This window comes from Cupriavidus sp. 05L411 (assembly GCF_056398045.1).
The window spans coordinates 37,496-57,294 of sequence record NZ_JBFTOQ010000010.1 but is presented as its reverse complement, the minus strand read 5'-3'; the positions used below and the strand labels follow the sequence as shown (position 1 = coordinate 57,294).

The following is a 19,799-nucleotide window of genomic DNA, read 5'->3' as shown; positions in this document are numbered from 1 at the left end:
GTGGTTTCCTGTAATGGGGTGAGGGATTAGCGGGCGCGATCAGGCCTGCGCCAACAGCTCGTTTTGCGCCTTGGTGGCGGCCGTTGCGTAGCTCATACGCTGACCGCTTGCCATAGCCGCCTGCATCAGCTCGGTCGCGCGCGCGCTGATTTCCTGCTGGGTCGGCGCCTTCTTTTCGCCGGCGTCCGCGTTGCTGGGCTTGGCCGGCAGCGGATTGGGCGCATCGACCACCAGCGCAGTAGCCTGTGCCGCGAGCGCACCGCGGTGGGCGGCCAGCACCTGCGCGGCGGCCTGGTCCGGCGTGGTCTTGCCATCTGCCTTGAGCGTGGCGATCAGCTTTTCATGGCCGGCCATGGCATGGGTCTCGATGCCCAGGATGCGCTCGCGCTCGGCGGTGGCGCCTGCCGCATGCGCGGTGGCTTCGATTTGCTGCAGCAGCTCGGGCGATTCCGCCGCCAGCTCTTCGCGGGTCTTGATGCTCATAGAGGTTCCTTTCGGAGTGGTGGGCAGATCCGCCCGGGTTTTTGAAGGGGGCGCAGTGCGCGCCCCGGTCTTGCTGAACTCGCCGGCGGCGAGCCGTCCTACCAGCTGGTCGAGCGTGGCAATGCCGTCGACCAGGCCGGCGTCGATGGCCTGCTGGCCGACGAAGATCCGACCGTCAGCCATATCCGTCAGCACCTTGTCTATGCTGGCGCCGCGGTTGTCGGCCACGGCCTGGACAAACTGGCCGTACAGGTAATCCACGTAGTCCTGCACTGACGCCCTGCCCTCCTCGGAGAGCGGCGCATAACTGCTGGCAATGCGCTTGAACTTGCCGGAGTAGATCTCGGTGGTCTTGACACCGCGCAGCTCCTCAGCACGCGACACGTCGCGGTGACTGGTGACAACACCGATCGAGCCGGCCTCGGTGGTGCCATCGGCGATGTAGACGGCCTTCGCCGCACTGCCGACCCAGTACGCCGCCGAGGCCATCGTGCCGTCGCCAAGCGTCACCAGCGGCTTGGCCGCGCCGACTTCACGCACCACGCCCGCCAGTTGCTGAGTGCCGGCCACGGTGCCGCCGGGCGAGTCGATATGCAGCAGGATCGAGTTCACACGGCTGTTGGCGGCAGCAGAGCGCAGGTCACGTGCCACCAGGTCGCTCGAGGCGCCGCCGGAAATGTCGCTGAACATGTTGGCGCGGCGCGCGATCGTGCCCATGATGGGGATCACGGCCACGCCGTTGACGATCTCGTAATCTTGCGGCTCATTGCCCAGCGGCCGGCCAAGGCTTGCCGCTACTGCCTGCAGGTCGACCTGCTCGCCCAACATGCGCGCGTCGTAGGCGGCGACGATCTCGATGAGCTTGCCTGGCAGGATGGCCCAGGGTGCGGTAACAACGTCGAGTAGTCGATTCATCATCGTTCCTGAAATGCAAAACCCGCCTTGGAGGGCGGGTCTTATTGGTTGGCGTTGTCCGGCGGCGGATCCGCGTTGGGATCCGGTGGCGCCGGCGGCGTGGCCTCGGCGAGCAGACCATCGCGCCGGCGCGCCTCAGTCTCCCTGGCCTGCTGCACGTGGTTGTCGAGCCAGTTGCTACCGTCGTAGGCCATCGTTTCCTTGGCCAGCGTGGTACGCCCGATCTCCAGGTTCTTCTGCGAAGCCAGCGCTTCCTTGAGCGGATCGATCGCACCTGGTGCATCGCCCACCCACTGACAACCCAGCCAGGCGCGCCGGATCAGCGGGTTCTCGAAGTAGCCAGGAGCCGAAAGCCGTCCATTCGAGACCGCCTCGTCCATCACCAGCTCGTAGACTGGCTGGCAAAAGTTGGTGGCCAGCCAGAAGCGGCGCATTTTGAAGAAACGCCAGGCGTCCAGGATGGCAGCCCGCGCGGCGGTATAGCTGGAGGTGTAGTGCTTGATCAGTACCTCGAACGGCAGCTCCAGCGCCACGCCGATCTGGCGCAAGATCGATTGAACGAACGGATCAAACAGTGCGTTGGGGCGCCCCGGGTTGATGATCTCCACGCTATCACCCGGTGCGCCCTGGATGATGGCGCCCTTGCCCAACCGGTAGTCTGGCGCTTTGTCATCCCCGTCATCATCGGGCCGGAACGGGCCTTCGCCGTCGCCGCTCTTGATGAACACGGTGAACATGCCGGACACGACCGCCGCAGCCAGCTCGGCCTCGGTGTACACGCCGAGCTGGCGCAACGGATCAATGACCGCTGCCAGGTAAGGCTGGCCCCGCGTCTGGCCAACCCGCCTCCGCTCAAACAGGTGCAGGACATTACGCCGGCCGGTGCTGGTTCCGAACACTTCACGCCGGTCCCATACTCGATCCCTCACCCCCAGGCCGCCAGGATGCGAGCGCAGAAAGTGGCAGGCGACCGGCGCGCCGTATTCGTCCATCTCGACGCCACCCGCCAGTTTGTCGGTATCGCGCGCGTTTTTCGGATTACAGCAACGGTCGCCCTCGATCAACTGCAGGCGGGTGCGGTAGGCCGTGTGGTGTCGCTCCAGCATCGGTGTGACCACAAATATGTCGCCATTTTCCAGGGTGGAGCGAAACACCAGCTGCTGCATCTCATAGAAGGTCTGCGCGAGAGTGATGTCGCATTCCTTGCTGTCGGCGAACAACGAGAACTCAAGCTGCGCCTGCTGCTGCCAGGCCGCCGCCTGCTCCTCGGTCAGTCCCAGCACCTTGGCGTCGATCGCCGGCTGCGGCGCGAGGCCGGTGCCGACCACGTTGGTCACCACGGTGTTGATAGCGCCCACCGCCAGCGGATTGTTGCGCGCTAGGTCGCGGCTGCGGTTGCGCAGCTCTCCCAGCGCCGGCAGCAGATCCGCATCGGCCGAACCGCCGAAGGCAAACCAGTTTCGCAGGGAGCGCTTGGTGCGGGAGGCTCCGTCATAGGCGCCCGAGTAGGCCTGCGCTGTGCGGGCCTGCGCGCGCCGATTGCCAGCGGCCGGGTTGAAGTAGTTGACCACGCGGTCTGGAAACGTCAGCTTCTCGGCCAGCAAGGCACCCAGCTTGGCGTCCTTCATTCCGCCACCCCGTAGCCGATCCGCATCCGGCGGCCGCCGCGTTTCGCTTGCGCCACCCGCATCTCCCAATAGTCGATCTGCTTGCGGATCTCATCCGCATCCACGCGCGTCAGCTTGCGGCCCTCGATCTCATAGGACTGGCTCTTGGCCACCGCCAAGCTGGCGGCATACCAGGCAGAGAGCGCCGTCTGTGCTTGCTCCACGGTAATCATGGGTCATATCTCCACGCCACCTGAGACGGTGCCGTAACGGCGCCGGCGTCGCGGTGGCAAGTTGGGGGTTTCGTTGGTGGTGACCACCGCAGGCGCCTGTCGATGCCGCGCCGGCGGTGCGTCCTGGTCGTCTTCATCGTCTTCCGCGTCGACCTCGCGCGGTGCAGCAGCGGGTTCCGGAGTCGGTACCGGATCGGGCGGCGCCGGCTCGTCGAAGAGTCCGGCCTGCGATAGCCGCGCCTCCAGGGCGGCCCAGTCCCGCTCCTGCATCAGGTGGATCTTGGCGGCCCGCGTTGCGTGCAAGGCATACACCTCGCAGTCCAGCGCTTCATTGCGCTTGCCCACCTTCTTGAGCCAAGCGCGAATGACGTGCCCGTTTTGCTGGCGCACCGGCGCCTTAACCTCGGCCAGCAGCTGCTCGAAGTAGTCGGCGATCACACCTTTGTAGACGTGGAAGCGGCCAGGTCCTTTGCCCTCCATACCCACGCGGCCGCGCTCACCGATCAACAGATCCTTGGCGCGGCCCACGCCGACCATAAACACCGAAACGCCGTACTTCGCGGCCTTGGTGTTCTTCTTGTTGGTCTCCATCACCGGGCCTGGCTTGCGGAAGATCTCGGCATCCGGGCTACGCGCACCCTTGATGGCCATGACATGCGCCACGCCGCGGCCCTGGCGGGAACGCACATACTTGTAGACCGCATCGGAGGTGTTGCCGTCTGAGCTGTCGATGGAAACCGCCGCGATGCCGAGACCGAAGCCGCGCTCGTGCCGGTATTTTCCGAAAATCAGCTTATCGAGCTGGTTCCAGACATCATCCTGGATCAATGCTGTCTGGCCATACAGTCGGTCATAGCGCACCAGCCAGGATTCTTCGCCGCGACCATACGCGCGCACGATCACCTCCAGGCGATCCGGCTGCACGTCGACACCCATCACCAGCATCAGGCCACCGGCCGGCACCGTGCCAGCGTCATACGGTTGCGCGCGATCGGCCAGCTCTTCGGCCTTGGGCTGGTCACCCTTGAACGAATAGGGCACGCCCATCGAGCTGTTGGTGAATGCCACCAACTTGCTCTCATCGCCCATTGCCAGGTGGTGGAGCGCCGTGAGCCAATTTTCCATCAGCGTCGGCATCACCGAGCCTGGAAACGGGCTGTACAGCTCGTTGATAAAGTAGCCGGCGATACCGTTGAATGGCGCGGTGGCCATCCAGCGGCCAGCCTTCACGTTCCGGCGCTTCTCGGCATCGTTCCAGATCCCGCCGCAGTGCGGGCACACGTAGAAGGCTTTTTCCGGCACCTTCTTGCCAAAGATCGGATGCGATGCCCCCTCCTCTTCGGGGCATTTGAGGTAGTCAAAGCTCAGCGCGTGCTCCTCGCCGCAATGGTGGCAAGGCACCATGCCGACGCGCTTGTCGGACAGCTCCATCTCGGCCGCGATGGTCGACGTGCCCTCGACCGTGGGCGTGCCGCCGATGACGATCTTGACCCGCGAGCGGCGGAACGTCTTGGTCCGCTCTTTAGCCAGCTTGATCGAGTCGCCTTGGCCGCGCAGGTTCAGGTTGCAGTCGTCCGGTTCTTCGATAAAGATGCGCGGGATCGGGCTGGACTTGACGCTGGAAGGCGAGTTCGACCCGACCAGCTTGAGGAAACCGCCGCGGAAACGCTTGAACAGCATCCGCTGCTGCGCCTTTCGGCTGCGCAGGTCCACTGCCCTGCGCAGCCGCTTTGTGGCGCTCACCATCGGCTCGAATTTCTCGGCCATGTATTCCTTGGCTGCGCCCTCTTTCGGGAACAGGCCGAGGATCGGCGACGGATCCAGGTCAATCCACTTGCACAGGATGTTGCCCAGCACGCCCGAGGTCCATGCGACCTGCGCCGACTTCTGGCAGCACACCTCGATCACGGTCGGATCATCGAGCGCCTCGAGCGGATTGCCCGGCCAGCACAGGTAAGGCGTCACCTCGGGGTCATACTTGCCGGCGCGATCGGCCTCGATGCTCGACAGGTAGCGATACTTGCGCGCCCACTCCAGCGCATTCATGCGGGGCGGCAACGCCCAACGCGAAACAGCAACGCGCAGCGTGCGCTTAGCCGTCTTCGTCATCCTCCTCACTGTCTCCGGCATCGTCAGGATGCTCAGAGTCGGGATCTCCATCATCGTCTTCGTCCAGGTGTTGGAGTTTCGCCAGGCACTCCTCTATGTAGGGCAGCACCAGCTGCTCATCGATCTCGATGTCGTGCGCCTCGAAGACGGCATCGGCCACCTTGCCCGGCAGCAGCAGCATCTCGGTCTTGGCCGCCTCGACGTGGTCGGTCCACAGGCGCTCAAAGGTGGCCGCCGGCGCCAGCAGCTCGAGCTTCTCGCCGATGCGCAGCTCAACCTCGATCTTTCGCGCGCGGTCCAGGTCATCCTTCGGACTGGACAGGCCTGCGCGGTCCACCGCGCGCTGCGAGTGCCAGGCGATTACCGCCGCGGTGTCATACTCGTTGCCGCGGCCACGTTGACCGGCCAGATCCACAGGCATTCCCTCTCTCGCTTGCCAGCGGATCAGCGTCTGCACCGTGAATCCGGTGATTTCGGCCAGCTCCTGCAGGTTCACCTTCTTGCCCATGGAATCCCCAACTAACTAACCCTAGAGGGCCTTTTATCTAGAAAAAGAACGCGGTGCGAATGACCCCCGTGAGACGGGAGGCCGGAAGGACCCGCGCGCGCCCGGCCGCACCCCACCGGGCGCCCCGCCCTGGCCGCCGGCTACCGCGCCGTGGCCAGCGCGCGCTCCCAGGCCTGCAGCATCTCGCGCGCGAAGCTCTCGCGTGCCGTCAGCTCAGCTACCTCACTGAACCGCAGCCGACTCTGGTACTCGGCGCTGGTGGCGAAGACCAGCACCGGCACGATCTTGCGGTTCCCATCCACACGCGCGTAGATCGCCTCGGGCAGGTTGTGCCCGCGCGGCTGGCCCTTGAAATATCGCTTGGAGGTGCCAGAAGAATTGAGTTCGGCCGCGATCTTCTTGATGGTCGCCCTGGTCAGGTTGCCGTACTGATTCAACCTCGCCCCGGCGCCCGGCAATGCAATACCCTTGCCAAAGATCTTCTCGAAGGGCTTCAGGTCCCGCTGGCCGCCCTCTACCTCCGCGCGCAAGTAACGCGCCTGCCGGTCCTTGATGAACACCGAGGATTCCAGCGATGTCTTGTTGGCCGGAATGGTTCCCACCGCTGTGCGCGTGAACGGCGCAGGGTTGTCGAACACCTGCATGATCTCAGCGGTCTCGGCCTCACGTGCCAAGCGCGCCACCTGCGTAAGCGTGTAAGCCACCGCAAATGGCATCTGACGCTGCTGCCGGCCGAACGCCTGCACCACGCCGTCTGCGTCAACTGTCACCGTTGCCATTGCAAGCTCCGGAAATAAAGAAGCGGGCCGGACCCCATGGCGCCGACCCGCAAGAACTCGCTCGAGTGAGCGAGAGGAGACAACCTGAGAACTCGCCAATCCCCGCTAGAGCAGGGAATACGCGGAGATCCTGCCGGCCCGTTTGCCAAGCAAAGCTTGTTATTCTCAGCGTGCAGCTAGTAGCGGACTGGCGCGATACAGGAGAGGGAGATCAAATGATCAAGGTCAAGATCATCGAACGCGACGGCGAGGACTTCGCCCTGGTCCCCATCGAGATATGGGATCAGATCGTGGATGTGGTTCACAGCATCAACGGCACAAGCCGATACCAGGACTCCACTCTCACGGAGAAGGCCCCCAGCCCACCTGGGCTACCCGGCGTGGTCGTGATGGCCCACATGAAGGGCACCGGCATCCTCAACGCGTGGTGTAGCCATCGAGGCATTCCCTTCGCCACACTGGCTGCGGTCGCCGGCATGACCGAACTGGAACTGAGAGCGGTTGAGCTCACTCCATCCAAGCGCACAGCCAAGGCGCTTGTGCCAATCTCCTTAGCTCTCGGTATCCCCACTGAGTTGGTGTTCGGCGGTTACCGATGACACCCAGGGCCAGCAGCCCATGCCGCCCCGGAAAGCAAAAAGCCCGACCAGGTAGAGACCGGATCGGGCTTCGCTTTCACTGCACGCACTGAAACCACAGCGTAGCCGAAATCTACCCCTACCCGGTCAGGATTACAAGGGTACGCGCTTGACCCCCTACCTAATCACATGATTCGAAAGGAAAATTAGACGGTCCATTGCAAAATGGATTCGCGGCCGTCAGGGCTTGAGCAGCAGACGCAGCGGCAGGACCTTGGCACGGGGATTTTTGAGGCAGTACTCCAACGCGATCAGCAGCGAATTGTGCAACCTGCGGACGTGACTTTCGCTGACGCCGAGCCGCACGCCGATCTTCTGGCGCGGAAGCTCCTCGACATACCAGGCCATGGCCAGCTTGCGCAGATCCAGCGGCAGCCGCCGCAGCGCCTCGTGCAGTTGCTCGCACTCCGGCGGCGACATTGGGATGAACGACCGCAACGGCATCGAGCGGATCTCCTCAAGCGTGAGGCAGCTCTCGCCATAGCCGTTCGGCGCTCCACCCGACTTCGCCCACTTGCCCCATGACTGCAGCTGCTCGACCGCCCACTCCAGCCGCTCGCGTTCGCGCTGGTCCAACCGACTCCCGACTGTCATCGCTTCCCCGTCCCTCCAACGATAGCGCGCATCCGCGCGAATTCCAGCTCGGCCGCCGTGGCGTCCGAAGGCATGTTCTCGGCTTCCGGAATACCAGGGATCGGCGGCAGGTGTTCACACACGGCCATTGACCACAGCGCTTCCCAGTGCAATCTCGCCTCGGGCCAAGCACAGGCCTGCAGGCGCTCGAAACCAAAACGCACGGCCGACCAGAACAATGCCCGTGAGCCCAGCCAATTGCTGGGCGCGCCAACAACACGCAATCGAACCTGCTTGACTGCCTCGGCATAGGCGCTCTCCGCGCTCAATGTGGCAGCCTTCATTTGCGCCGCCCCCGACCGCGGGTATTGACCATTGCCAGCACCGTCGATGGCCCAGCCTGCTTCGGAAGCTTCGCCACGAACGCCGCATCGCGCGCCGCCTGCTCCGCAAGTGTCTCTCGGTATTTGACGCGGGCCAGGGCAATTTTGTCCGCATAGACGGTCTTCCACGCATCACCCTGCTCTTGCGCATTCCGCAATAATGCGTGGAAGTAGGCCCACGGGTCCTTGACGATGTTGGCCTGCATAGCGCCCCGCAGTTCGTCCAAAACGCGCTGCCCCTGCGCTTTGCTCACCGCCTTGAGATCGATCGCCATGGAGGCTCTCTGCGCCTTACTGCTCGACACTGGCCAGTCCAGATCATCTTTCCACTCGAACCCCTCCCCCCCTGCAAGCCGGGCCGAAGGCCCATCCCCACCGCACTGGATGGTCTTCTGCCGTTCCTCTGAGAGCCGCTGCGCTTCTGTGGGAGCCGTTGGGGGTACCTGCTGGCCTCCCGCGCCATCGGCGTGGGGGGCTAGATCAATGCCTGTCCCATCTGCTCCGGCTTCGGGGTTGTCGTCCGCCGCCAGCTGCTGCACTGGCGCAGGAGGCAGTTGGGGGTCTTGCTCTCCCCCCGCGCCAACGGCGTGGGGGGGTGGATTGAGGGGTTCCCCACCGGCCTCGGATCCGCGGGAAGGGTTGGGTTGGGTATAGGTTTTACCCGACCCCTGATGTGTGTCGGCTTTCGGTTCCCTATTACCCTGTGCATAACCCTTGGAACGCTTACCCGGCTTAGCTTTGCGCCCCCCCTTGAGGCCTATTGCGCCACTGTCGGCTTTATTTTGGACATGCGTATCCGTGTATGCGAGCAGCAAACGGAACTTGAGCCGCAGCTTGCCGCTGATCGCGCGGACCAGGCCGAACTGCTCCAGTTGCTGGGCACGCCGGCGCAGTTGCTGCTCGGACGGCTTGATTCCCTTGAACCCAGGCCGGCCAGGCACCTCGGTGTCTTCGCGCAGGGACTGCCACGAGATGCCCTTCTCGGGGCCGCCCACGATGCCTGTCTTGAAGTTCATGTCGCGCCGCAGCGACGCGTAGAGATCGCGTGCCAGGTGGTCGACGTAACGTAGCGCGCGCCACTCCTGATCAGTGGTGAGGAAGCCCGCGCTCATGCGGCCGCCCCTCGACGCCCCCGCGCGGCTTCGCCTCGCATCGCTTCAAGCTCATTGCAATACCCCATTTCCCAGGCGCAACCGTGGTCGCTTTCCGGTGCGTAGGGGTTCACAGCGCTCGCGCCGTGCTTACGCGCATCCGTCTTGCCACGCGCGACTATTTCGGTGATCGGTTGGATTGGATAGTCCATAGCTCTACGACCGCGCGGAGGCGGTCTCACATAAGAAGTCAAAGGTCAGAATGAAGGCGAGCGAGTTGTACGGCCCGGTCTCGATGCGATTGGTGGCGATGGCCACCTCGGCGCGATAGGCAATGCGGCCGCTGTCCGGCAGCTGCAGCCATCGCTCTTTGCAGATCAAGGCCAGCGTCGACATCTGGCCGGCGCCGGCAAAAACGTAGAACACGTCACGCAGCGACCAGAAGGTCAGCAGGTGCCGTGCGAACGCATCGAGGCTGCTGGCGCCCTTCAGCGCGAGTTCCTGGGCGCGGCGGCGTGCACAGCACAGATGGCCCGAGTGCTGACACACGAGGTCAACGGAGACGCGCGTGGACCTGCAGCACGTCATGTCGGGATGAAAGCGGATCGCCATCTTCACGCTGGCTGCACCCGGTCAAAATCGCACAGTCGCTTCCACACAGCCATCAGGTCCGAGTCTTTGTCACAGGTGGTGATGTAATGCCGCTGCAGTTCCATCGCGCGCAGCTGCCGCCCGTAGTTGGGATCCTGAACGCTCAGGAGCGTCACTCGTCGCCCACGGCCGTGCTTCAGGACAAAGACGCCGAAAGGCTCCCCGCCACTGAATACCCGCGCCTTAATCTTCGCGATGGCATCCTCAAGCTCACGCCTGGTCAGCGGCTTCGGCCGACGAAGATGGCGATAGGATCGGCGTGCGCTGCGATAGGGCGTCAGCGCCGCTACCGTCATACCTTGCGCTTCCGCTTGGTGAGCAGCTTGCCGAGCGTGCGCATGAGCCGGCGCTTGAAGCCGACAGCCTCGCGCAGCTCGCGGTGCGCTTCCTGCACGGCTTCGTCGGAGGTATCGGTGGCCAGGCGAAGCACTGCCTGCTGCCCCTTGGCGTCCTCGCTCATGAGCCTGCCCAGGGCAGCGTGCACGCACAGCTCCGGGTCGCCTTCATCGACTTCGGCGCGGACCACCAGGCCGAACGGGGCCAGGAGGCTATCGAGCACGTCGAGCCGGAGATCCGGCGGCAACGCGGCCAGGATCGACGGAATGAAGTTGGTCGGCAGCAAGGTGCTGTCCTTGGTCTCGTCATCGAGCCACCGGAACACGCGCTCGCCATTGACTTTCATGCGCTCGAAGGCGTCCCGCGTGTTCGGCTCGAACCGGATCCCCGTCACGTCGTCGTAGCCGAGACGTTCATGGACGCTGACCACCAGGTCCACTACAGTGGCCTGCCCCAGTCGATCGCGTGAGCGCCACGTATTGACCGCCCCGCGAAGCAGGCCGATAAGCGTCTGAGATTGATGCCGCATGATTTGGAATCCCCCGGTAGATAGACTGCCGTCAAAACGTAAAAAGCGCCGTAGCGCGAGAACTCATCGGGATGAAATCTATGTTCCAACCCAAACCAAAATTTCTGCGCCGCTTGTCCCCTCTGGAGAAGCGGCAAATTGAAGCACTACGGGGTATTCGCCGAAGCGGGCGGATACTCAAGCAGCCCTGGCCAGATGTGATGCCATCGACCAGGAGCGAGGTCGTCCCGGGAGGCAACTTGGCGCCCATGGATCAACGCTAGCTCCAACACCCGATTGCGAGGGATACCGTTCTTCCTCCAGTCACTTACTGAGGGCGGCTTGATATCCAGGGACTCAGCAACAGCAGTCGTTCCGCCCAAGAAATCAACTAAGGTGGAAGCGGTGATCAGGTCGGGAGCGGTAGCCATGCCGAATCTTAGGCATTCCTTACATTGCGTGTCAAGGCACTCCTAAATTGATTTCGATTAGGCTTACCTAATGAGTGATCTATCTGAACGCCTCACCCTTGCCATGGCCGGCCCACCCGAAGTCAAGCCGTCGGAGCTTGCGCGCGCCTGCGGTGTGCGGCAGCCATCCGTCAGCGATTGGCTGTCGGGCAAGACCAAGAAGCTAGAAGGGGCGAACTTGCTCGCTGCTGCGGAATGCCTACGGGTCAACCCCTGGTGGCTCGCAACGGGACGCGGTGAGATGCATGCACCCTACGGCACGGTGTCTACGCAGCCCTCGCTTCAGCGACATCCCGCCCCACCGGTTGACCACCTTGAGGTGCCGCTGTTTGATGCCCGAGCATCGATGGGACTTGGCTACGCGCTCCCTGAGCACGACCACGTGGTTGAGCTCATTCGCGTTTCTCAAAACTGGGTGAGAGATACTCTGCCGTCGATTACCGGCGCAAAAAACCTCGCACTCCTCCCAGCCTTTGGCGACTCAATGAAGGGCACATTCAATGATGGCGACCTACTCTGGGTGGATCGGGGTGTTAAAGAGGTAAAGACTGATGCCATATATGTCTTGGCATTACGGGACGAGCTTTATGTGAAGCGCCTTCAGCGTCGCCCGGATGGGTCTATTCTTATGATCTCGGATAATAAGAAATATGAACCCTACTTAATTGAAAATGGCGAGAGAGAGAAATTTAGGGTACTGGGTCGAGTCATTTATGCCTGGTGTGGTGCAAGAGTATAAACCCTGTCACATTTTGACCAAACACTCTCATTCGCCTCCAAAATTGGCGGCATGATAGATTTTACAATCGAGTATCGAGGAATGCAGTGAGTGAAAAAGAACTAAGCTTGGTGCTGCGGATTGAGGGAGGGGATGCTGATGATGGATTGCTTGACGTCTACGACGCAGCCAACACAATTTACGGTATTGCGAGAGCAACAAATCTTGTCGTCCATGCATTTGCCAACGAGGAAGAAGTACGAACAAAAAATCAAAACGCTCACGGAGCAAAAGTCTTTATTCACTCCTCCAAAAAGGGGTGCTTTGAAGAACAGATTGACATTCGCTTTAGCGAGAAGGTGACCGAGGATATTGGACCATCCGTCATCGTTAACAATTTCTGGGATTACCTCACATGGACGTGGTCAAGATCCGTTGGGATCGAGTATGAACCAGAAGCGTTTCAGGTAAAAAGAATACAAGATAAAAACGATCTATTTATATACGAAATCGCGGATAGACTCGAGTCTCCAATGAATCTCTTGCACAGAGCTATCGCGAGGGATAAGTCCGTAAAAATATACGTTAGTCGCCCACGCGTGGGCGACGTGTTAACGCTCGATAATGAAACACTTGAGTACGTAAGCACACGCGAAGAAAAAATCGATGCAGAGTATATTACCGGCAATGTAACGCGAATGAACGTCTTGAGTCAGTTTGGAAGATTATTCTCAGACGAAGAGGTAAAGGTCGTTTCATTCGAGCTGGCGAACCCTGATGATCGACGTGTTCGGGGGCTGGCCTTGCGATCGATGCAGGATCACAATGAGCAAAGATCGGGAAAAGTTAATTTAAAAGTAACGAAAATCGTTAGCGCCCAGGGTGTTGTTAGGCGATATATTGTTCATGACATTTTGGAGATTAGGTGACAACACCGGCTGAGTACTGCCTAAAGTACACCAATATTTGCCTGACCATGCAGGAATGGGGGGTCTGCTGGCAAGCGGCCGGAGTATTTTTTGCTGCTCTTTTTGGCACAGTGGGGCTTTATAAAATCTACCACGAACTAAGGAGACTTAACGAGCAGAGAGAAAAGGATACGCACGATAAAGAGATATCCGCGCGACTTAAACGAACGGAATTCTTTTTATCCCTGCACCGCCGACTATTTGACGACAAAGACCTGTCTGGTGTTCTTAAATTGATCGACGCAGATGATCCCCGCCTGCGGGAGGAGAATATGTGGGATGCGAAGAGAAAGCTGCTGGTATTTTTTGAAGAAATTGCATTATTAATTAGATCGAAGCAGATCGATCGAGATGTTGCGCTGTACATGTTTGGTTATTATTCGTTGTGCGCCAGGCACGGCGAGAATTTCATGATAGGCATAAATGCGGAGCGGGAGTACTGGGCTCTTTTTTTCGAGTTTTCAGACGCTGCAATAAATTTTGCCGATGAGAACAAGGGTGGTCCACCCAAAAAAATGGCACTCTAATTGCGATGGAATCGCAACCTAGATACAACGCCTTCGCGCGGCTATCTCTAGGCCTCCTCGGCTGGACGACTTAGTGCCTCCGACCAACCGCATAGGGAGGCGGTGCATGGTCGATACGTCGCACGTTGGGCCACTCACCCCAAATTCGCCGAAGGAGAGCAATGGCTCAAGCGGAGCCATCCGGCCTTGGCCGCGATCTGGAGCCGCTGCAATATTGCAACCGTCGTCTGACGCCCTAAGCCAGCCGTCCGACTCTTCTGCAACGGACACAATCGGGACCGGATTTCTGCGAAGCCTCCGTCTTTCCTTGTGTTTCGCTCATCGGACGCGGCCACCCCTGAGAGGGATATGTAACCGCTAAGACACCCCTCTTAAGTGTGGGTGATCTGAAAATTAGGCATTCCTATTGACACGTAACTAAGGAATGCCTAATCTCCTCTTTGCCAGGCCACCGCCCGGCATTTTCGAGGGGAACTCCATGAACAAATCAAGCACGCTCCGGCGGGTCGCCTACGCGGCGGCCATTTGCATCGCTGCCGCCGCTCACTCCTGCGCCGTGGAGCGCGACCAGCAGGCTACACCGACCACCACCGCAACCCGCAGCGCGTGAGGCCGGCCATGGCAAAAATCCCAACTCACGACCAGATCATGGCCATGCCTCTGCGCCAGCAGATGGTCGCCTACGAGGAAGCACGCCACCGCGCTCGCATGAACGAGCTGAAAAAAGCGAGTGTCACGCTAGCGCTTCTGGAAGTCGAGCACAAGGCTATAAAGGCGGCCGGCTACCACATCTATCCTGAGTCGATCCATTCGACCTACCAGGAGCGCTCGACGTTGTCAGTGGTCGGCTCAGCGTTTGACGGAGACGCCCGCCTCTGCAAGGCCCTTCTTATCGCAGGCTTCGCTATCACCAAGCGCGCCGACACTACATCCAGCTTCGGAACAACCCACTTCAAAAAGGGCCGGCTGACGTTACGCGTGACATTGCGGCACGAAGACCTGGCTCGCGCCGAGCGTGAAGTTAATGCGGTCCTGGCTCCCGTCACGGAGGCCTCGCAATGATCCGCTTCCGCATCACCGTCGATGGCCGGCTCACCTATACCGGCCTGTTCCGCAGCACCTGCGACGCGATCCTTGATGCCATCGATCGCGGCGCACGCACCGTGTCGGCGGTACCGGCATGACCGCCCGCCGGATCTCGAAGGCCGAGCTGATTGCGGAATTCCTCCGCGTGCGCGGTAGCGGCAGGCCCGAAGAACAAGTCGAGATCCCGGCGATCCGCAAGAAGTTAGCGCGGTCGCGCCGCGCCTTTCTCAAGACTCAAGCGCGGCCCCCTCGCCCGCGTCCCCGCTTCGATCCCACGGTCATCGACCACAAACGCCGTCAGGCAAACGACCTCGACTGAGGAGCAATCATGCTGATAGGACTCACCGGCCCGGCCGGCGCCGGCAAGGACACTGCCGCCGATTACATTGTTTCCGCCCACAAATTCGTTGCGGTCGCATTCGCGCCAGCGCAATGCCCATCGTGGGATCACACGCTGACCGGTCTGCAGACCGCCGGCATCGATGTTGTCGTCAAAGAGATCCGCTCAAGCGTCGAGGCGGCCATCATCCGCGATCACGGTGGATTCATCGTTCGCCTAACGCGCAAGCCGAACGAACCCTGCGCGTTGCTGACGGATATAGGCGTAAGCCTGCGGGAATCCGACCGCGAGATCCACAACGACGGCACGCTGTTCCAGCTGTATGACCAGCTCGACGCCATCATCGGCGAGGAGTCGTTCGTGGGGGCCGTGTCGTGAGCGCCGCCATGTCTCTTCGCCAACCGCGCCGCGCGCAACTGACCTCACTGCCATTCGTGCGCGCCGCCGGGCACCTGACGTTTTCCGCCAGCCTGGTCGCATTCATCAGCGACCCCACGCCCAGCGCCTATATCAAGCTGGAGCGGACCCTCGACCTGGTCGCTATCGCAATGCAGGTCCAGCGCGGCAGTGCGCACCTGGTGCAGATCCAGTCAGCGCGACGTGTGATGGTCGCCATCCTCGACCGCGTCGAACGAATCGGCAAGCTCGCCGTGTCGACGCACGATGCGCAGACCTTGCGCACCGCCGCTCCGCATATCGAGGCCGCCATCGGCAGTATCCGCCTCGACGCCTTTTGCTTCGCCAACGCCATCGTCCAGCACAAGCTGCAGCTGCAGGTCGCGACGCTTGCCGACTGATTCCATCGCCCAACACATCGGAGCCACCATGCCCCAAGTCCAAGCCGGAGACCTTCTCCGCATCCCCGCCCGCCAATTGGTCATTTCGCCGCGCAACCGCCGCCGCCGGCCGCGCACGATGATTAACGAGATGGCCGCCTCACTGCTCGCCCATGGCCAGATTAAGAATTTGTCCGTGATCGAGCACGTCAGCCGCAAGAAGAACGCCCCCACGCATGAAGTCGTCGATGGCGGCGGCCGGCTTCTCGCTGCACTCCAGAATATTGAGGCTGGCACGCTCCCCGAGGATTTCGAATTCCTCTGCAAGCTGGAAGATCCTGGCCAGGCCGAAGAGATCAGCATCGCCGCGAACATGCACGAGGCCATGCACCCGGCCGACGAGTTCGAGGCCTTCCGCGACATGATCGATGCCGGCAGCTCCACCGAGGCGGTCGCAGCCCGCTTCGGTGTGACGCCGCTGGTGGTGCAACGCCGGCTCAAGCTCGCCAACGTATCGCCCAACCTGGTGCAGGCCTACCGCGAGGATGAACTGAACCTGGACCAGCTGATGGCGCTTGCCATCACTGACGATCACGCTGCACAGGAGCGCGTCTGGAAGCGCGTCAAGGACCTGGGACCGTGGGAACAAGGGCCGGCGCAGCTGCGTGCCGCCCTGGCCACGCCCGGCGCCATCAACGCTAAGACGGACCGTCTCGCGCGCTTCGTCGGCCTGGATGCCTATGAGGCTGCCGGCGGCCCGGTCATGCGAGATCTGTTCAGCGACGGCGGCGGCTTCATCGGCGACGGCAAGCTGCTAGCGCGTCTGGCCGACGAAAAGCTTGAGGCATTCGCCGAGCGGATCCGCGCTGAAGGCTGGGCTTGGGTCGAAACACGCGACAGGGTCACCTATAGCGAATTGGAGGCATTCGGCAAGAGCCAGGCCAAGAAGCGCGCCCTGAGCGACGAAGAGCAAACACAACTGACCGAACTCAAGGCACGGGCGGCGGAGATCGACCAGCGCACTACCGACCTGGATCTTGACGACGAGGACCTGCTCGCGGAGCTGGGCAGCGTGGAGGCACAGATAGAAGCGCTCGAAGCCAGCATGGCCACCTACACCGACCGTCAGAAGGCCAAGGCCGGTGCCATCGTCACGATCACCCATGAAGGCGTGCTGGAGATTCACCGCGGCCTCATCAAGCCGACCAAGGGCAAGGCGAAGGGCAATGACCTGCGCTCCAACGATGACGATGGAGAAAACCAGAGCACCGGCCAGGACGGCGCGCCAGAAGAACCGACCGCGCGGCCGCTATCGGAGGGCCTGGTGGCCAAACTCACCGCGCACCGCACCGCCGCCCTGCAGGCGCTGGTTGCCGGATCGCCCTCGGTCGCGTTAGTTCTCCTGCTCCAGGCCCTGGTGTCTCAGGTCTTCAGCTCCGTCGATTACCGCTGGCGCTATGACTCATTGGTCAAGGTACAAGGCTCCGACCAGCGCGGGACCATCCAGCGCGCGGCCGACGACCTGGAGTCTTCACGCGCCTGGCAGAGCATGGAGGCCAGCGTAGCTGATTGGCAGGATCGTCTGGCCGCCCAGGAAGGCGGGAACCTGTTCGCATGGTTGCAAACGCTGAGCCAGGCGGACCAGCTCGACCTGCTGGCCGTCTGCGTCGCCCACACCATCGATACGCAGGCCACGCGTGAAGACTCGGCAGTGCACGGACACGCCAACCAGCTCGCGGCCGCCGTAGATCTGGACATGGCCGACTGGTGGCAGCCCACTGCCGGCTCCTACCTGGCCAGCGTACCCAAATCTCGACGTATGGAAGCCGTACGCGAAGCCGTTAGTGAAGAGGCCGCCACCAGCATCAGCACCATGAAAAAGGACGCCATGATCGGCGCGGCCGAGCAGCACCTGGAGGGGCGCCGCTGGCTCCCGGCCGTACTGCGCCGGCCCGCCGTCGACAGAGCGCCTGCGGCGGAGACGCAGGCCTCCGGCGCGAAATCCAATAAGCCGCCCATCCGGTACCGCGATGCTGCAGGCAACACCTGGACCGGCCGCGGCAAACAGCCTGCCTGGCTCTCTGCAGCGCTGGCCGGCGGCCAGAGCATCGATGCATTCCTGGTGCAGTAAGCGCCCCCCCCTCAGATCACTAGGAACCGCCACATGAAACGGAATCGCAGCAAACAGGCCGCCAGCCCGGAATCCTCCATGGATAGCCTTAGCGCCCGCATCCCGGACGCTCAGCGCCTCCAATTCGCGGCCACTTCGAACAAGCGCGTGACCCCGCCCCCGCCCATCCATTCGGATGACATCGCAGTCGACCTGATAGCTACCGCCATGAAAGCCAAGATGGCGTTTTCTCGCACAAAGAGGGGCCGGCGCGGCTGGGATAGCCCTTTGGAGTGCTCCGGCGAACGACTCGCCGTCCTGCTCGCTGAGAGCCTGACCAAGGGCGACCCCGTCGACACGGCCAACTACGCCGCCATGCTGCATTTCCGCGGCGTCCCGCGCCAGGTAATCGCCGAGCAGGCCTTGCGCGCACTGCTGCGTGGAAGCCGCGAAGACCAGGCCCAACGCATTAAGGACGGCGATGAGCTACGACACGCGGTGCGGGGCATCACGGCGATGCTGGCCAATGACGAATGGGCCGAACACGTCAGCAGGGATCCGGACGCCAAAGCACTTGAGGCAGCCATTACCGAGCTGCACAACGACCTGGCGGAAGCCAGCAGGATTCTATCGGCCGATAGCGGTGAAGACATCACCGACGCTTTCGTCGCCGCGGTCATACTGGCCATCTCCGAGTTGCCCGACCGCACCAGCCCCGAGGACGATCCGGAGGCAATGATCTGCAGCGCGGATGAACTGCGCAGCTGCGTGGCCAACGCCCTAGAACAGCTGTCCGCTCACATCGCTGCGGACGGCATCGCTATCGAGCACGAGCCTCGGAATCGGGGCGTATTGGCCGAATACCCTGCGAAATGTCCTATCACCCGCCGCGATTTTTTCATGGTGATCGACCACCCCGAGCTGGGCATGGTGCCAACCTATGGCGGTCCGTATGACAGCTACACCATCCCTGAAATGGAAGGTGAGCCGGATCAGCCCTTCCACGAGCGCGGGCTGTTCGTTCACCACTACGACCACGATAGGGGTGGATGGGTTGACGACCAGAGCATCAGCCTGCGCATCATCCACGAGGACGCGCTGCACGACTTCACGGCCTCCATTTTCGGCGCGAAGGAGCCGCAATGACCGGCGACACCATGTGCAAGATCGAAGGCGAGGACCTGGTCGTCCGCATCCCTGTGAGCGCGATCGCCACTGCTGCAGAAATCATCCTGCCGGAGTTGCTTGGCATCGATCCGATGCTGTGCGAGCACCCAGTCAAGGTCACCGACCAGGCCGTCTGGGCTGATGAGGTGATCCACACCCTGCTCGCAGAGGATGAGATCGGCCAGACCCGCATCACCAAGATGTTCGATAGAGCATTTCTGCACGCGCTTGAGCAAGGCGCTGAAGGCATCGAGGTCGAGGATGTCTCGGAGGGGGCTAGCCATGGCTGAGATGGCCACCCGCATCCCGCGCGAATGGACGGCCGCCATCACCAGCCCAACCCGCGCCGTCATGGACATGGCGCCAGGTGCATGGCGTCATAGCCCCGCCGACATTGAGCGCGTCCTGGTACGCGAGATCCTGCCAGGCGGACAGCCGGCCGCGATCGCGCGCGCCGCTGGCGCATCCCTCGAAGCCGCCCAGGCCGTCGAGGCCGCCATGACGGAGCTGGCACGCGAGCTTGGCTGCTTCTACTCCAACCTGATCCCGCACAACACCGGCCTCTTCATTCCGGGCGAGGGGCAAGCCTGCCCCAACCCGGTCGACGCGATCCGCCGGCTTTTCGCGCACGTCCACGCCGGCGGCTCTGTGCACCGCCCGGGCACGCCCTACGACGCAGAAAAGGCCCAGCGTGGCCCTGCGGAGCGCGCTGTAGATCCTCGCCAGGAAGGCCTGTTCTAACTCCTACCAACCACACTTATATTTTGCATTTACCCATGTGACTCATAACGTAGCGATGCAGCAAGCAGCCGAAAGCATGATT

Annotated in this window: 26 protein-coding genes; 14 read left to right on the top strand and 12 right to left on the bottom strand. The window is 62.0% G+C overall.

What is annotated here, in order from left to right; translation table 11 throughout:
* Window positions 1-39: 39 nt before the first annotated feature.
* From AC1DQR_RS14425 to AC1DQR_RS14400, 6 genes are all read right to left on the bottom strand, one after another.
* The gene (locus AC1DQR_RS14425) at window positions 40-1,401 is read right to left on the bottom strand and encodes a S49 family peptidase (protein ID WP_477133202.1); all 1,362 of its coding nucleotides are present in this window, start codon (window positions 1,399-1,401) and stop codon (window positions 40-42) included.
* 38 nt (window positions 1,402-1,439) lie between these two features.
* Window positions 1,440-3,026 carry a phage portal protein gene (locus AC1DQR_RS14420; protein WP_477133201.1) on the bottom strand — a complete coding sequence of 529 codons (1,587 nt, stop codon included), beginning with the start codon at window positions 3,024-3,026 and terminating at the stop codon, window positions 1,440-1,442.
* Window positions 3,023-3,238, bottom strand: coding sequence for a DUF6148 family protein (locus AC1DQR_RS14415; RefSeq protein WP_477133200.1), 216 nt, complete (start codon window positions 3,236-3,238; stop codon window positions 3,023-3,025). The genes AC1DQR_RS14420 and AC1DQR_RS14415 overlap by 4 nt, the downstream gene beginning before the upstream one ends.
* Window positions 3,239-3,241: 3 nt before the next feature.
* Entirely contained in the window at window positions 3,242-5,347 is a 2,106-nt protein-coding gene (locus AC1DQR_RS14410; protein ID WP_477133199.1) for a phage terminase large subunit family protein, read from the bottom strand.
* Window positions 5,331-5,855 (bottom strand): terminase small subunit, encoded by a 525-nt coding sequence (locus AC1DQR_RS14405; protein WP_477133198.1) that lies wholly within the window; start codon window positions 5,853-5,855, stop codon window positions 5,331-5,333. The genes AC1DQR_RS14410 and AC1DQR_RS14405 overlap by 17 nt, the downstream gene beginning before the upstream one ends.
* 140 nt (window positions 5,856-5,995) lie before the next feature.
* A complete protein-coding gene (locus tag AC1DQR_RS14400) occupies window positions 5,996-6,634 on the bottom strand; it encodes a hypothetical protein (RefSeq protein ID WP_477133197.1) in 639 nt (212 codons plus the stop codon).
* Window positions 6,635-6,849: 215 nt separating this feature from the next.
* Between AC1DQR_RS14400 and AC1DQR_RS14395 the strand changes: the two genes are divergently transcribed.
* On the top strand, window positions 6,850-7,233 hold the full coding sequence (locus AC1DQR_RS14395) for a hypothetical protein (RefSeq protein WP_477133196.1): 384 nt from the start codon (window positions 6,850-6,852) through the stop codon (window positions 7,231-7,233).
* Between the two features lie 219 nt (window positions 7,234-7,452).
* Here the strand turns inward: AC1DQR_RS14395 and AC1DQR_RS14390 are convergent, their stop codons facing one another.
* The 6 genes from AC1DQR_RS14390 to AC1DQR_RS14365 form a co-directional block, all read right to left on the bottom strand.
* Window positions 7,453-7,848: a hypothetical protein gene (locus AC1DQR_RS14390; RefSeq protein ID WP_477133195.1), complete on the bottom strand. Its 396-nt coding sequence runs from the start codon at window positions 7,846-7,848 to the stop codon at window positions 7,453-7,455.
* A gap of 14 nt (window positions 7,849-7,862) precedes the next feature.
* Window positions 7,863-8,189, bottom strand: a complete 327-nt coding sequence (locus AC1DQR_RS14385) for a hypothetical protein (protein ID WP_477133194.1) — start codon at window positions 8,187-8,189, stop codon at window positions 7,863-7,865.
* The gene (locus tag AC1DQR_RS14380) at window positions 8,186-9,340 is read right to left on the bottom strand and encodes a hypothetical protein (protein ID WP_477133193.1); all 1,155 of its coding nucleotides are present in this window, start codon (window positions 9,338-9,340) and stop codon (window positions 8,186-8,188) included. The genes AC1DQR_RS14385 and AC1DQR_RS14380 overlap by 4 nt, the downstream gene beginning before the upstream one ends.
* 195 nt (window positions 9,341-9,535) lie before the next feature.
* A complete protein-coding gene (locus AC1DQR_RS14375) occupies window positions 9,536-9,937 on the bottom strand; it encodes a hypothetical protein (RefSeq protein ID WP_477133192.1) in 402 nt (133 codons plus the stop codon).
* Complete coding sequence (locus AC1DQR_RS14370) at window positions 9,934-10,266, bottom strand: hypothetical protein (RefSeq protein WP_477133191.1); 333 nt, start codon at window positions 10,264-10,266, stop codon at window positions 9,934-9,936. Before AC1DQR_RS14370 ends, AC1DQR_RS14375 begins: the two co-directional genes overlap by 4 nt.
* Window positions 10,263-10,835 (bottom strand): RNA-binding protein, encoded by a 573-nt coding sequence (locus AC1DQR_RS14365; protein ID WP_477133190.1) that lies wholly within the window; start codon window positions 10,833-10,835, stop codon window positions 10,263-10,265. Before AC1DQR_RS14365 ends, AC1DQR_RS14370 begins: the two co-directional genes overlap by 4 nt.
* A 480-nt stretch (window positions 10,836-11,315) precedes the next feature.
* Here AC1DQR_RS14365 and AC1DQR_RS14360 point away from each other — a divergent pair, with 480 nt between their 5' ends.
* The 13 genes from AC1DQR_RS14360 (at window position 11,316) to AC1DQR_RS14300 (ending at window position 19,717) form a co-directional block, all read left to right on the top strand.
* A complete protein-coding gene (locus AC1DQR_RS14360; RefSeq protein WP_477133189.1) occupies window positions 11,316-12,023 on the top strand; it encodes a S24 family peptidase in 708 nt (235 codons plus the stop codon).
* A gap of 86 nt (window positions 12,024-12,109) precedes the next feature.
* Window positions 12,110-12,931 (top strand): DUF7946 domain-containing protein, encoded by an 822-nt coding sequence (locus AC1DQR_RS14355; protein ID WP_477133188.1) that lies wholly within the window; start codon window positions 12,110-12,112, stop codon window positions 12,929-12,931.
* Entirely contained in the window at window positions 12,928-13,497 is a 570-nt protein-coding gene (locus tag AC1DQR_RS14350) for a hypothetical protein (RefSeq protein WP_477133187.1), read from the top strand. The genes AC1DQR_RS14355 and AC1DQR_RS14350 overlap by 4 nt, the downstream gene beginning before the upstream one ends.
* Before the next feature lie 478 nt (window positions 13,498-13,975).
* A complete protein-coding gene (locus AC1DQR_RS14345; RefSeq protein WP_477133186.1) occupies window positions 13,976-14,107 on the top strand; it encodes a hypothetical protein in 132 nt (43 codons plus the stop codon).
* An 8-nt stretch (window positions 14,108-14,115) separates the two neighbouring features.
* Window positions 14,116-14,559, top strand: a complete 444-nt coding sequence (locus tag AC1DQR_RS14340) for a hypothetical protein (protein ID WP_477133185.1) — start codon at window positions 14,116-14,118, stop codon at window positions 14,557-14,559.
* The gene (locus AC1DQR_RS14335) at window positions 14,556-14,681 is read left to right on the top strand and encodes a hypothetical protein (protein ID WP_309405553.1); all 126 of its coding nucleotides are present in this window, start codon (window positions 14,556-14,558) and stop codon (window positions 14,679-14,681) included. The genes AC1DQR_RS14340 and AC1DQR_RS14335 overlap by 4 nt, the downstream gene beginning before the upstream one ends.
* Window positions 14,678-14,902: a hypothetical protein gene (locus tag AC1DQR_RS14330; RefSeq protein WP_309405552.1), complete on the top strand. Its 225-nt coding sequence runs from the start codon at window positions 14,678-14,680 to the stop codon at window positions 14,900-14,902. Before AC1DQR_RS14335 ends, AC1DQR_RS14330 begins: the two co-directional genes overlap by 4 nt.
* Window positions 14,903-14,911: 9 nt before the next feature.
* On the top strand, window positions 14,912-15,301 hold the full coding sequence (locus AC1DQR_RS14325; protein WP_477133184.1) for a hypothetical protein: 390 nt from the start codon (window positions 14,912-14,914) through the stop codon (window positions 15,299-15,301).
* 8 nt (window positions 15,302-15,309) lie between these two features.
* Window positions 15,310-15,720 carry a hypothetical protein gene (locus AC1DQR_RS14320; RefSeq protein ID WP_477133183.1) on the top strand — a complete coding sequence of 137 codons (411 nt, stop codon included), beginning with the start codon at window positions 15,310-15,312 and terminating at the stop codon, window positions 15,718-15,720.
* 28 nt (window positions 15,721-15,748) lie between these two features.
* Window positions 15,749-17,830, top strand: coding sequence for an H-NS family nucleoid-associated regulatory protein (locus tag AC1DQR_RS14315; RefSeq protein ID WP_477133182.1), 2,082 nt, complete (start codon window positions 15,749-15,751; stop codon window positions 17,828-17,830).
* Window positions 17,831-17,863: 33 nt separating this feature from the next.
* Window positions 17,864-18,955, top strand: a complete 1,092-nt coding sequence (locus AC1DQR_RS14310; protein ID WP_477133181.1) for a hypothetical protein — start codon at window positions 17,864-17,866, stop codon at window positions 18,953-18,955.
* Complete coding sequence (locus AC1DQR_RS14305; protein ID WP_477133180.1) at window positions 18,952-19,266, top strand: hypothetical protein; 315 nt, start codon at window positions 18,952-18,954, stop codon at window positions 19,264-19,266. The genes AC1DQR_RS14310 and AC1DQR_RS14305 overlap by 4 nt, the downstream gene beginning before the upstream one ends.
* On the top strand, window positions 19,259-19,717 hold the full coding sequence (locus AC1DQR_RS14300; RefSeq protein WP_477133179.1) for a hypothetical protein: 459 nt from the start codon (window positions 19,259-19,261) through the stop codon (window positions 19,715-19,717). Before AC1DQR_RS14305 ends, AC1DQR_RS14300 begins: the two co-directional genes overlap by 8 nt.
* Window positions 19,718-19,799 lie beyond the last annotated feature (82 nt).